The organism is Glutamicibacter soli, from assembly GCF_052322135.1.
In the GTDB taxonomy this organism is placed as follows: Bacteria; Actinomycetota; Actinomycetes; order Actinomycetales; family Micrococcaceae; genus Glutamicibacter; species Glutamicibacter soli.
On sequence record NZ_CM125969.1, the window covers coordinates 2,279,474 to 2,292,326 of the forward strand.

A 12,853-nucleotide genomic window follows, 5' to 3' on the forward strand; every position below is an offset into this window, starting at 1 on the left:
CGGGCAGCTACTTGGTGCCCGAACATTCTCGCTCGATTAAAACGTGAGACCCAAGGCCGGGGCCTTGGGTCTCACGGTGTTCCGGTGATGCGGAACTACCTAGGGTTCACGTCGATCAGTGATCGAAGCGGGATCCTTAGTTGGCGGCTGCGATCTGGCGCAGCACGTACTGCAGGATGCCACCGTTGCGGTAGTAGTCTGCTTCACCCGGGGTGTCGATACGCAGGACTGCGTCGAACTCGACGACCTTGCCGTCTTCAGCGGTTGCGGTGACCTTCAGGGTCTTCGGGGTGACACCGTTGTTCAGTTCGGTGACGCCGGAGACTGCGAAGGTTTCGGTACCGGTCAGGCCCAGCGAGTCAGCCGACTCGCCTTCTGGGAACTGCAGCGGCAGAACGCCCATGCCGATCAGGTTCGAGCGGTGGATGCGCTCGAAGGACTCGGTGATGACGGCCTTGACGCCCAGCAGCGCGGTGCCCTTGGCAGCCCAGTCACGCGAGGAGCCCGAACCGTATTCCTTGCCACCCAGAACGACCAGCGGGGTGCCGGCAGCCTTGTAGTTCTCTGCAGCGTCGTACACGTACGACTGCGGAGCGCCTTCCTGGGTGAAGTCGCGGGTGAATCCACCCTCGACGCCGTCCAGCAGCTGGTTCTTGATGCGGATGTTCGCGAAGGTACCGCGGATCATGACTTCGTGGTTGCCACGGCGCGAGCCGTAGGAGTTGAAGTCCTTGCGATCCACGCCGTTCTCGATCAGGTAGCGACCAGCCGGGGTGTCCGACTTGAAGGAACCCGCAGGCGAGATGTGGTCGGTGGTGACCGAGTCGCCCAGCTTGAGCAGCACGCGAGCGCCCTCGATGTCCTGGACCGGCTGCGGCTCGGCGGTCATGCCCTCGAAGTATGGCGCCTTGCGGGCATAGGTCGACTTCTCGTCCCATGCGAAGGTGTCGCCCTCAGGGGTGTCCAGTGCCTTCCAGCGGGCGTCGCCCTCGAAGACTCCGTCGTAGCCCTTGGCGAACATGTCCTTGTCGATCGACGAGTCGATGATCTGCTGGACCTCGACAGGCGATGGCCAGATGTCCTTCAGGAAGACGTCGTTGCCCTCGGTGTCCTTGCCCAGCGAATCGGTCTCGAAGTCGAAGTCCATGGTGCCAGCCAGGGCGTAGGCGATGACCAGTGGCGGGGAAGCCAGGTAGTTCATCTTCACGTCCGGGTTGATGCGGCCTTCGAAGTTGCGGTTGCCCGAGAGCACTGCGGTGGCGGCGAGGTCGTTGGCCTGAATGGCCTCGGAGATCTCGGTATCCAGCGGACCGGAGTTGCCGATGCAGGTGGCGCAGCCGTAGCCGACCACGAAGAAGCCGAGCTTCTCCAGGTATGGCAGCAGGCCGGAAGCCTCGTAGTATTCGGTGACGACCTTCGAGCCCGGTGCGACCGAAGTCTTGACCCATGGCTTGGAGGACAGGCCCTTTTCGGCGGCGTTGCGAGCGAGCACTGCTGCTGCAAGCATCACCGAAGGGTTGGAGGTATTGGTGCACGAGGTGATCGATGCGATCGAGACCATGCCGTGGTCGATGGTGAACTTCTGTCCATCTTCCTTGGTGACCTCGACGGCTACCGATGGACGGCCGACGCCCTGGGTGTCCTCGGTGGCCGACACGTAGTTGTGCAGGTCCTTGCGGAACTGCTCCTTCGAGCTCGACAGCTCGATGCGGTCCTGTGGACGCTTCGGGCCGGCGATCGATGGAACCACGGTGGACAGGTCCAGTTCCATGTACTCCGAGAAACGGATCTCGCGGCTTGGATCGTGCCACATGCCCTGTTCCTTGGCGTAAGCCTCGACCAGTGCGATGTTCTCTTCGCTGCGGCCGGTCAGGCGCAGGTAGTCGAGGGTGACATCGTCGATCGGGAACATGGCGGCGGTCGAACCGAACTCAGGGGACATGTTGCCGATGGTTGCACGGTTGGCCAGCGGCACTGCTGCCACGCCCTCGCCGTAGAACTCAACAAACTTGCCCACAACACCGTGCTTGCGCAGCATTTCGGTGATGGTCAGCACCACGTCGGTTGCGGTTGCGCCGGCAGGGATCGAGCCTGAAAGCTTGAAGCCGACAACGCGTGGGATCAGCATGGAGACAGGCTGGCCGAGCATTGCTGCCTCGGCCTCGATGCCGCCAACGCCCCAACCCAGCACGCCCAGGCCGTTGACCATGGTGGTGTGCGAGTCGGTGCCGACGCAGGTGTCAGGGTAGGCACGCAGCACGCCGTCGACCTCGCGGGTCATGATGGTGCGCGCCAGGTACTCGATGTTGACCTGGTGCACGATGCCGGTTCCCGGCGGGACGACCTTGAAGTCGTCAAATGCGGTCTGGCCCCAGCGCAGGAACTGGTAGCGCTCGCCGTTGCGCTGGTACTCGATCTCCATGTTGCGCTCGACGGCGCCTTCGAAACCGAAGGTGTCGATCTGCACCGAGTGGTCGATGACCATTTCGGCAGGAGCCAGTGGGTTCACACGGGTTGGGTCGCCGCCCAGTTCCTTGACGGCCTCGCGCATGGTGGCAAGGTCGACGACACATGGAACGCCGGTGAAGTCCTGCATGATCACACGGGCCGGGGTGAACTGGATTTCGGTGTTCGGCTGTGCCGAAGCATCCCACTGTCCCAGAGCCTTGATGTGCTCGCCGGTAACGTTCGCACCATCTTCGGTGCGAAGCAGGTTCTCCAGAAGAACCTTAAGGCTGTAAGGAAGGCTTTCTGCGCCTTCGACCGTATTCAGTCGGTAAATTTCGTATTCGGTTCCATTGACGTCAAGTACGCCCTTGGCACCGAAGCTGTCCACATTGCTCACGTGGGACTCCTCTCGCCAGACACTCATTCTGTTGCACGTACACACTCGCATTCCAGTTAGGAGTTCCTAACTGAGATTCTCATGCTTGTATCGTTGCAGAGCTAAAAACAGTCTATCGCCAACTAGGACAAAAAGAATGAACGGGGATAATTTTCCGCCAAATTCGTGTCCAAACGGCAATATTCGATGGTCTAACGGCGCACGAAGAGCCCAATCGACTCCATATGGTGGGTGTGCGGGTACAAATCGTGAATCTCCATGTGCGCTAATTCGTAGCCGCGCGAGGTCAAACGAGCGGTGTCCCGGGCGAAAGATGCGGGGTCGCAGGAGACGTAACAAATGCGCGAAACGCCGCTGGAACCCAATTCGGCGGCCACCTGCTTGTCGATTCCGGCCCGCGGCGGGTCGAGCACCACCGCATCGAGCTGGGCGTCGCGCGCGACCTGGCGCAGCACGCGCTCCACGCGTCCGCGGATGACGCTGGCCTGGCGCAGCTCGCGCAGGTTCTTCTTGGCATCCGCGTGGGTGCCGGGGGCGCCCTCGATGGAGAACACGCGCCCCTCAGGGCCCACCGCCTTCGCCAGCGGCAGCGAGAACAGGCCCGCCCCGGCGTACAGGTCCGCGATTTGCTCGCCGCGCGCCGGCTCGGTCAGCTCCATGACCCGCTCGCTGAGCACGGTGGCCGCCGCGCGGTGCACCTGCCAGAAGCCTTCGCCGGTGATCCGGAAGCTCTCCCCCAGCACCGACTCCTGCAGCCAGCTGCGCCCGGTCAGGGCCTGCAGCTCGCCGCGGCCGTCGGCGGCCGAGCCGCCCTGCTGGCTGAAGGCCGCCACGTTCACGCCCTCGGGGAACTGGCGGGCCGCCTTGCGGGCGGCGCCGGGGCGGGATTCGGCCAACAGGATCAGCACCGTGGAATCGTCGCTGCTGGAAACCGCGGCCTCCACCCGCTCGATGCCGGAGAAGTCCATCGTGTACAACCCGGTGCGCTCGATGGCCGGGTGGGCCAACGGCATGGAGTCGATAGCTGTGAGCGTATTGCTGCGGAAGCCGCTCATGGCCAGTTTGCCTTCGGCGTCCACCGAGTAGGACATGCGGGTGCGCCAGCCCAGGCCGTCGTCCTGTCCGGCCACCGCCTGCACGGCCGGGAAGTTGTAGTCCTCGGCCTTCATCCCACCCAGCCGGGTCAGCTGCTCGGCGGCCACCCCGGCCTTCAGCTCGCGCTGGTGCTCCAGAGTGATGTGGCCGAATTCTGCGCCGCCCACCGGGTCGCGGTGGCGCAATGCGTCGGCCGCCTCCCAGAAATGCGGCACGCGGTGCTCGCTGGCCTCGTGCACCTCGACGACATCCGCGCGCCAGAACTTCGCGTTCTCGTCGCTGTCGGTCAGCCGGACTGTGACCAGCTCGCCGGGGATGCCGTGGCGGACGAAGATGACCCGCCCCTCGTGGCGGGCCACGGTGTGTCCGCCGTGGGCGATGGCGCCCAGACGCAGTTTCAGGGTGGGTGATTCGGTCACGACGGTTAGTCCTTCGGCAGGGGGTTCGATTCGCGGTGGGCCGAGGATTCCTCGGTCGGCCCTCCGCCCAGGGCGTTCTTGGCGCTCAGCAGGCGCCAGGGCACGGAGGCGATGAGCACTCCGGGTTCGTAGTGCAGCCGGTTCTTCACCCGCAGGGCGGTCTGGTTGTGCACCAGCTGCTCCCACCAGTGGCCGACCACGTATTCGGGAATGTAGACCACGATCAGATCCCGCGGGGATTCGCGCTTGATCGAGCGGATGTGCTCGATCAGCGCCCCGGGGATGTCGCGGTAGGGCGAGGCCAGCGCCGTGATGGGCACCGGGATGCGCAGCCGCTCCCAGTCCTCCAAGGTGCGCTGGGTCTTCTGCGGCTCCACGTCCACGATGATCGCCTCGAGCTTCGAGGGACGGCTGGCCCGGGCGAAGGCCAGGGCGCGCAGCACCGGCTTGCGGACCGTGGAAACCAGCACCAGGGCGTGCACTCGCGCCGGCAGCGCGGTGGCCTGGCCGCCGTCCTCGATGGACAGCTCGGCATCCACCTGCTGGTAGTGGCGGTGCAGCGAATTCATGACGAGCATCAGCAACACGATGCCCAGCACCGCGATCCACGCGCCGTGCACAAAGCGGGTGGCCAGCACGATCAGCAGCACCAGCCCGGAGAGCACCAGGCCCACCAGGTTCAGCAGGCGCTGGCGTTTTATCGCGGCGCGGATGCGCCGGTCCGCGACCGGCACCAGTTCGCGGTGCCAGTGCTTGAGCATGCCAAGCTGGCTGAGCGTGAAGGAGACGAACACTCCCACCACGTACAGCTGGATCAGGATGGTGACATCGCCTTGGAACACCAGGACCAGCAGCACCGCGGCGACGCCCAGTGACAGGATGCCGTTGGAGAAGCCCAGCCGGTCGCCGCGCGTGCGCAGCTGGCGCGGCAGGTAGCCGTCCGTGGCCAGGTGGCTGGCCAGCGACGGGAAGGAGTTGAAGGCCTGGTTGCCTGCCAGCAGCAGCACCAGGATGGTCAGCACCGAGACGACCACGGTGCCCAGCATGAAGTTGCCGAACACCGCCTGCGCCAACTGGCCGAGCACCGGCACCTGGACGTAGTCTGCGGAAACCGGCTGCCCGTCCAGCAGCAGGGACTTCTGCGGGTCGGCGACAATCTTCAGGCCGCTGGCCCGTGCCAGCATCAGCGTGCCCAGGGTCAGCACGCCCGAAAGCAAGCCGACCACCAGCAGGATGCGTCCGGCGTTGCGGGCGCGCGGCTTGGTCAGGTACTGGACGTTGGAGATCGGCACCTCGATGCCGGTCAGCACCGCGGAGCCGGTGGAGAAGGCGCGCAGGATCAGCAGCGCGCCCACCACGCCGTGCAACCCGTTGGAGAACTGCTCCTCGGGCACGATGGTGAACTCGGCGCTGGGCGCCAGTCCCAGGTTGCCGGTGGCCGCAAGCAGCCCGCCGATCGCGATCAGCGCCAGCATGCCGAAGACGAACAGGTACACCGGCACGGCCAGCGTCCAGCGGCTCTGCCCGCGCCCTCGCAGGTTCGCCACCACTAGGAAGACCACGATGCCCGCCGCCACCAGGCCGCGGTGCTCCCCCAGCGCAGGGACGATGCCGCTGAGGTACTGGGCGGCCGAGGAACTGGAGACCGCGACGGTGAGCACGAAGTCCACCAGCAGGGCCGCGGCCACCGCGGTGCCCGGCCGGGCGCCGAGGTTCTTGCGGACGATCTCGTAGTCGCCGCCGCCGGAAGGGTAGGCCTTGATGGACTGCCGGTAGGACAGCACCAGCACCACGAGCACCACCAGCACTGCCACGCCCACCGCCGGGGAGAGCATGGTCGCCGCCACACCGGCCATGGCCAGGGTCAGCAGGATTTCGTCCGGGGCGTAGGCCAGCGAGGACAGGGCGCTGGAGGAGAAAATCGGCAGCGCAATTTTCGGTGGGAGCGGCTTCTTTTTCAGCTGTTCGGTGCTGAAGGGCCGGCCCACGAGGATCCGTTTCAGACCATCAAATAAAGCAGGCACGAGACAACGTTATCGCAGGCTCCGCGCGGCATGCCGCCTTCGTTGGACCCAACGCGGGCCCGATCAGCGCTATTGTTGCATTCGTGGCACCAGCAGCGGTGCCGCGGCGAAGTTCATCCGGACGCTGGACCCCGAGGAGTTTTTGGTGGCGCACTTTGTGATCATGGGCTGCGGTCGAGTGGGGGTGGCGCTGGCCCATACGCTGGATTCCGCCGGGCATTCGGTGGCGGTCATCGACCAGAACCCGGAGGCCTTCCGCCGGCTCAGCGCCGACTTCTCCGGCAGCACCGTCACCGGCCTGGGTTTCGACAAGGACACCTTGGAGCAGGCGGAGATCGATCAGGCCTACGCCTTCGCGGCCGTCTCCAGCGGTGATAATTCCAACATTCTGGCCACCCGCGTCGCCCGCGAAACCTACAACGTGCCGCATGTGGTCGCCCGCATCTACGACCCGGGCCGCGCCGAGATCTACCAGCGGCTGGGCATCCCCACGGTCGCTGCGGTGCGCTGGAGCACCGACCAGGTGCTGCGCCGCATCCTGCCGGACTACTCGATGCGCGGGGACTTCCGCGAGCCCTCGGGACGCCTGGTGCTGACCGAGGTGGCGCTGCACCGCGAATGGTACGGCCGCCTGGTCAAGGACCTGGAGGCCGCCGCCGGGGTGCGCGTGGCCTACCTGACCCGCTTTGGCGAGGGAACCATTCCGGAAAACCGCACCAGGCTGCAGGGCGGGGACCTGATCCACGTCATGATGCACCTGGACCGCAGCCAGGAAGTGGAAAAGATCCTGGCCAGCGCCCCCAAGCCAGCCCCCGCAGACTAAGCGAAAGGCCTGTTAATGAAGGTAATGATCGCCGGAGCCGGCTCGGTCGGGTCCTCCATCGCCCGCGAGCTGGTGGCCAACCACCACGAGGTGCTGCTCGTGGACCTCAAGGCCGAAATGGAGCAGCGCGCCGACCTTGAAGGCGTCAAGTGGCTGATCGGCGACGCCTGCGAGCTCGCCGTGCTGCAGCGCGTGCAGCTGGAGGACTACGACGTGGTCGTCTCCGCCACGGGTGACGACAAGGTCAACCTGGTGGTCTCGCTGCTGGCCAAGAGCGAGTTCGGGGTGCGCCGCACCGTAGGCCGAGTGAACAACCCGAAAAACGAGTGGATGTTCGACGACGCCTGGGGCGTGGACGTCGCGGTGAGCACCCCGCGCCTGATGACCGCGCTGGTCGAGGAGGCCGTGGAGGTCGGCGACCTGGTGCGCCTGCTGACGCTGAAGGCCGGCGAGGTCTACATGGTGGAGTTCACCGTGCCGCATGATTCGGGCATGATCGGGCGCACCATCGGGCGCGTGCCGTGGCCGGAGGAAACCACGCTCATGGCCGTGGTGCGCGACAAGACCCCGTTCCCGCCCAGCGACGACGACGTCATCGAGGGCGGCGACGAGATCTTCTTCATCACCACCCCGCGGGCCGAACCGCTGCTGCGCCGGGTGCTGCAGGCAGCCACCCGGTAGCCGGCAGCCCCGCCCCGGGCAACGAAAACCCTGGCATCGCGCAATTGGGATGCCAGGGTTTTTTCGCGTACGGGGCCGCTGCGCGCGGCTAGGAGGCCAGGTCCTCGGGCGTCGGGGCGTGCCCGGCGGTGGCGGGGCGGGAGACCAGCCAGGCGAACCACAGGCCGGCCGCGTATAGCGGCACACCCATCAGCGCGCGGGCGATGCCCAGCGAGACCACCTGGTCGGTGAAGTACATCGGCAGCTGCACCGCCAGGCGCAATGCGAACACCGCGCAGATGATCCAGGTCGCGATGCCGTAGCGGCGCAACCGGTCCGGCTGCTGGCGCCAGGCCACGCCCTCGTTGCGGATGAAGCCGAAGAGCAGGCCGATCAGCGGCCATTTCACGAAGATCGAAATCATCAATCCCAGCAGGTAGCCGCCGCTGATCAGGAAGCCGGGCACGTAGTAGTCGCGGGCGTTGCCCGAGGTGCGGGCCACCAGCGCGCAGATCAGGATGCCGACCAGGCCGCTGGCCGACTGCACCAGCGTTGACTTGTTCAGCAGCCGCAGCACCATGAAAACCACACCCAGCCCGATCGAGGACAGCAGCGCCCAGGACAGCTCGTTGGTCAGCGCGTAGACCAGCACGAACACGAAGCCCGGGACCACGGTTTCCAGGATGCCGCGCACCCCGCCCACGGTGGAGAGCACGTCGATGCCGCCGTCGGCGTTCTGCGCGACCTTGGCGCTGGCGCCGATCGCCTCGGCCAGGCTCGGCTTCTTCTCCGGCCTAGGCTGCTCGCCGGCTGGTGGATTCTCGTTCACGGTATTCTCGCTTCTGCCCAGTGCGGGCTCATCCGGCAGGCGCTGCGGCCGGCGGCGTTCGGCGTTCACCCGCGGGGAACGGGAACGATGACGTAACGCGGATTATAGATGGTGGGGATCTGGTCGACAGGCGCGACCATTCCCGCGTATTGGATCTTCACCCCGGGCTTGATGCCCGGGACGTTCTTCTGGCCCATGAACCGCAGCCGCACGTGCGGCACGGTGCCCCGGCGCGGAGCCCCGGTTCCCAGCCGGTCGACCACCACCGCGGTCAGCAGCGGCGCCTGGTGGGGCGCCGAATAGCTGACCGACTGGATGTAGCCGGTGTGCTCCACCCTGCCCTTGGCCGGCAGCTGCGCCAGCGACTTCAGCCGGGTGAAGCTGCGCGCCGCTTGCGTGCCCTCGATTTTCGGGGTGACCGGCTTGGATTCGAGGGGCATCCGGCTAGCCGATCTGGGTGATTTCCGGTCCGCGTTCCGGACGCTGCGGCGCCTGGCCGGCGGCCTCGGTCTCGCCCTGCGCCTCGGCGTCCGGGCGCGTCTGGGCGTTGCGCGGGACGTTCAGCGGCAGCAATTCCTGCGGAGGCAGCGGCTTGTCGCCGCGGTTCACCACGACGCCTCGCACCAGGTCGTCGATGGCCTTGGAGGCCTCCTCGTCGCCGATGGCGGCGCCCCCGATGACGGCGCGCAGGAACCAGCGCGGACCGTCGATGCCCACGAAGCGCAGCGCAACATGCCCGGCGCGGCCGTCGGGCAGCTGCTGCGGAACCTGGGCCAGCAGCTCCTGGCCGTATTCGCCGTCGCGCTGGTAGATCTCGCCGTTCTGGCTGGCGATGTCCTCGCGGATCTTGTCGCTGATGCCCGGCCACAGCGAGGTGGACTTGGAGGCGGAGAATGCCATCAGCTGGACGCGGGACTCGGCCAGTTCCAGGGAGACGGCGATGACGCGCTGGTTGGACTGTTCGACGTCCATGCGCACCTTCAGTCCGGCGACCGGCTTGACCAGGATGGAGCCGAAGTCGAGGTATTCGTCGGTGTTCTCGATGTCCGCGTAGTCGAACGGGCCGTTGAGCACCGGCTTCTTGGCTGGTTGCTGCTCGGCGGAAGTCCCGGTCGCCTGCTCGGTGGGGGTTTCGGCCACCGGTTCGGTGGCGCCGGCAGCCTGCTCGGCTGCTGGCTCGGCGTTCGCCTTCTTGCGCTTGAAAATCATGATGTCCTTAGAGAGTTTCGCTTGGCGCCAAGCGTGCTTAGTTGGCGCTGAATCCACCGGTCGAGCCGAAGCCGCCGGTTCCGCGGGCCGAGTCCTCCAGGGAGTCAACCTGAACGAATGCCGCCTGTTCGACCTTCTGGATCACCAGCTGCGCGATGCGGTCGCCTCGGGTGATTTCGAATGTCTGGTCCCTGTCGGTATTCAGCAGGGTGACCATGATCTCACCACGATATCCGGCATCGACGGTTCCCGGGGCATTAACGATGGTGATGCCGTGCTTGGTGGCCAAGCCGCTGCGCGGGTGCACCAGCCCGACATAGCCGTGCGGCAACGCCAGGGCGATGCCGGTCGGCACCAGGGCGCGCTGGCCCGGTTCGAGCACCAGCGAGGTGCGTGCATGCAGGTCAGCACCCGCATCCGAAGGATGGGCATAGCTTGGAACGGGCAGTTCGCTATCGAGCATCTTGATGGAGATTGAGATCGTAGGCTCGCTCATCGTGGTTTGGTCATCCCCCGGAACTCTAGGAAGTTGCAGCTGGTCTGCATTTACCTGCACAACTCTATCGCGCCCGGCCCGTCTGCGGACCCACAGCCGACCCACAGCCGGCCGTTCGGCGCCTACCGAAAGATTGCCTAGACTAGGACTCATGAGTAATACCAGCCCAGAGGCTTCCAACGTCCTGTTCCGCGAAAAGATCTGGCCATCGTTCGGATCATGGATGTGGCCGCTGCTGATTGCCATCACCGCTGGTATCGCCGTGGCTCCGATCAACATCGCTGCGGGCTACGCCACCGGCATCATCGTGCTGCTGGCTCTGGCAGTCATCATGCTCCTGCGTGTGCCGGTCATCGAAGTCACCGACAAGACCCTCACCGTCGGCCGCGCCACCATCGAGCGCCGCTACATCGGGCAGGTTGTCGGCTACCGCGGTGAGGAAGCGTTCAAGCAGCGCGGGCAGAAGCTGCACGGGATGGCCTTCATGCTGCTGCGCGGCTACCTCGACGCAGTGGTCCGCATGGAGGTCACCGACGAGCGCGACGCCACCCCGTACTGGTTGGCTTCGACCCGACGCCCCGAGGAACTGACCGCCGCGCTGGGCGGCATCATGTACGAGTTCACCGAGGAAGGCCGCCAGGCGACTGCCGAGGCGGACGAGGAGCACCCCCAGGAGCCCTAGTCTCCTCCGGAACGAATCAAACCCCGGAACCTGCCGCACGGCGGGTTCCGGGGTTCTTTCATGCGCTGCAGGTTGCGGCGCGCAGGGGGCAGAGCCCGGCCGGTCAGCCTTCGCACTCGGCGCAGAACTTCTGCCCGCCCGCTTCGCGCACTAGCTGGGTGCGGTGGCGCACCATGAAGCAGGAGGCGCAGGTGAATTCGTCGGCCTGCTCCGGCACGAAGTCTACGCTGGCCTCTTCGGCCTGGGCTTCTCCCCCGGGCAGGATGAACAGCTCGGCCAGCTCGGATTCCGACTCATCGATCAGGTTCGCCATTGCCGCGGTTTTCCCGGCTTTGAGCGCGGCGATTTCCCGGGCTCGGGCCTTCTCGGCTTCGCTCGGGTGGACGGCGGCAGACTGTGTGGCCATGGTGGTTGTCAGCTCTTTTCTGCAGGCGATGAAGTGGGTGGAAATCCGCGCAGGGGATTTTCATTCCGGCATAGAAGTATAACGTCCGGCGGACCCGGATTCTGCCCGAGCCCGGCGCGCTATGCCCACGGCGGAAGCCCGAAGGCAACTTTCTGGGTGAGCTTGACGACTAATCTTGCGCCACGCCCCGCCCGGTGGTAGGAAAATCGGGCGACAAGTGGCAAAGTTTTATTCAGTAAATGAACCGTGTGGAGGGTAGTAATGCGTCAGCTGAGACTGGTAGGAATTCATGAAAATGGTTCCAGTCTGCAGGTCAGCAGCGACGACGGGATGAGCTTCGAGCTGCCCGTTGACGATGCCCTGCGCAGTGCCATGGCCGAAATCGCGCGCTCCCGCGCGCCGCGCAACCGCGACGAGTCCTCGGTTCACACCCCCCGAGAGATCCAGGCCCGCGTGCGCGCCGGTGCTTCAGCCTACGATTTGGCGCTGGAGTGGGACGTCCCGGTCGAGTCGATCGTCAAGTACGAGGGGCCAGTGCTGGCCGAGCGCGAGCACATCGCCGAGCTCGCCCGCCGCGTAGAGGTCTCCGGACCGCAGACCGACGCCGAGTACCGCGAAGTCTTCGGCGAGGAACCCGCAGACCTGGGCTCGATGGTCGCCCACCGCCTGCACCAGCTGAACATCGATCCGCTCACGGCCCGCTGGAACTCGTGGAAGGATCCCGAGGGCCAGTGGATCGTCACCGTCGAATTCGATTCGCCACTGCCGGCCGAGAACGTGGAAAAGCTGGACAGCTCCCTGCCGCAGCCGGATAACGTGGCCCGTTGGTCCTTCTCCCCGGCCCGCAAGACCCTGAGCAACCTGAACCGCTGGGCGCAGACGCTCAGCGAGCAGGTCGCGCCCGAATACTTCCGACCCGTCTCGGCCATCTCGCAGGTTGAGGAACCTGCGGCCCCGGCCGCCCCGGAACCCGATGAGACCGAAGAACTGGTCTCCCTGCTGAACGCACGCCGCGGCCAGCGTCCCCAGGACCAGGATCCGGATCGCGAGGCCCGCTACAACGACATCATCGAGCGCGGCATGAGCAAGTACGACGCCGAAGAGGACGAGTCGCTGCCGCATCTGCCGCAGGGCATCTCGCCGCGCACCTCGCAGCTGGTGGTCGTCACCGATGCCGAGAAGTCCTCCGGCACCTCCGCGAAGCCTGCCGACGAGCCCGCCGAGGACGGCTCCGGCCGCAAGGCCAAGCGCTCCTCCGTGCCGAGCTGGGACGACATCATGTTCGGCAAGCGCAAAAAGGACACCGACTCCTAATCCAGCCTCCGAGCGGAACTGGATCAAAAAATCCGGGGGCAGCCAGCTGGC

Annotated in this window: 12 protein-coding genes; 4 read left to right on the forward strand and 8 right to left on the reverse strand. The window is 65.9% G+C overall.

Going from position 1 to position 12,853, the window contains the following annotated elements:
- Window positions 1-136: 136 nt before the first annotated feature.
- The 3 genes from acnA to ACTX90_RS10840 form a co-directional block, all read right to left on the reverse strand.
- Window positions 137-2,845, reverse strand: a complete 2,709-nt coding sequence (acnA, locus tag ACTX90_RS10830) for an aconitate hydratase AcnA (RefSeq protein WP_047119440.1) — start codon at window positions 2,843-2,845, stop codon at window positions 137-139.
- Window positions 2,846-3,036: 191 nt separating this feature from the next.
- Window positions 3,037-4,359 (reverse strand): class I SAM-dependent RNA methyltransferase, encoded by a 1,323-nt coding sequence (locus tag ACTX90_RS10835; RefSeq protein WP_052772400.1) that lies wholly within the window; start codon window positions 4,357-4,359, stop codon window positions 3,037-3,039.
- A 5-nt stretch (window positions 4,360-4,364) separates the two neighbouring features.
- Window positions 4,365-6,383 (reverse strand): APC family permease, encoded by a 2,019-nt coding sequence (locus tag ACTX90_RS10840; protein ID WP_181728012.1) that lies wholly within the window; start codon window positions 6,381-6,383, stop codon window positions 4,365-4,367.
- Window positions 6,384-6,528: 145 nt separating this feature from the next.
- On the opposite strand from ACTX90_RS10840, the gene ACTX90_RS10845 reads away from it, so the two are divergent.
- Entirely contained in the window at window positions 6,529-7,206 is a 678-nt protein-coding gene (locus ACTX90_RS10845; protein ID WP_047120783.1) for a potassium channel family protein, read from the forward strand.
- Between the two features lie 15 nt (window positions 7,207-7,221).
- Entirely contained in the window at window positions 7,222-7,887 is a 666-nt protein-coding gene (locus tag ACTX90_RS10850; RefSeq protein ID WP_047119441.1) for a potassium channel family protein, read from the forward strand.
- Between the two features lie 88 nt (window positions 7,888-7,975).
- On the opposite strand, the gene ACTX90_RS10855 is transcribed toward ACTX90_RS10850, so the two are convergent.
- The 4 genes from ACTX90_RS10855 to dut form a co-directional block, all read right to left on the reverse strand.
- Window positions 7,976-8,695 (reverse strand): DUF3159 domain-containing protein, encoded by a 720-nt coding sequence (locus tag ACTX90_RS10855; RefSeq protein WP_052772579.1) that lies wholly within the window; start codon window positions 8,693-8,695, stop codon window positions 7,976-7,978.
- 65 nt (window positions 8,696-8,760) lie between these two features.
- Window positions 8,761-9,135 carry a hypothetical protein gene (locus ACTX90_RS10860; protein ID WP_047119442.1) on the reverse strand — a complete coding sequence of 125 codons (375 nt, stop codon included), beginning with the start codon at window positions 9,133-9,135 and terminating at the stop codon, window positions 8,761-8,763.
- A 4-nt stretch (window positions 9,136-9,139) separates the two neighbouring features.
- Complete coding sequence (locus ACTX90_RS10865) at window positions 9,140-9,904, reverse strand: DUF3710 domain-containing protein (RefSeq protein ID WP_047119443.1); 765 nt, start codon at window positions 9,902-9,904, stop codon at window positions 9,140-9,142.
- Window positions 9,905-9,941: 37 nt separating this feature from the next.
- The gene (dut, locus tag ACTX90_RS10870; RefSeq protein ID WP_424573713.1) at window positions 9,942-10,400 is read right to left on the reverse strand and encodes a dUTP diphosphatase; all 459 of its coding nucleotides are present in this window, start codon (window positions 10,398-10,400) and stop codon (window positions 9,942-9,944) included.
- A gap of 151 nt (window positions 10,401-10,551) precedes the next feature.
- Here dut and ACTX90_RS10875 point away from each other — a divergent pair, with 151 nt between their 5' ends.
- Window positions 10,552-11,082, forward strand: coding sequence for a DUF3093 domain-containing protein (locus tag ACTX90_RS10875; protein ID WP_161446985.1), 531 nt, complete (start codon window positions 10,552-10,554; stop codon window positions 11,080-11,082).
- 103 nt (window positions 11,083-11,185) lie between these two features.
- Here the strand turns inward: ACTX90_RS10875 and ACTX90_RS10880 are convergent, their stop codons facing one another.
- Window positions 11,186-11,488: a DUF4193 family protein gene (locus ACTX90_RS10880; RefSeq protein WP_047119446.1), complete on the reverse strand. Its 303-nt coding sequence runs from the start codon at window positions 11,486-11,488 to the stop codon at window positions 11,186-11,188.
- Window positions 11,489-11,749: 261 nt separating this feature from the next.
- Here ACTX90_RS10880 and sepH point away from each other — a divergent pair, with 261 nt between their 5' ends.
- A complete protein-coding gene (gene sepH / locus ACTX90_RS10885) occupies window positions 11,750-12,802 on the forward strand; it encodes a septation protein SepH (RefSeq protein ID WP_052772401.1) in 1,053 nt (350 codons plus the stop codon).
- The last annotated feature ends 51 nt before the right edge of the window (window positions 12,803-12,853 follow it).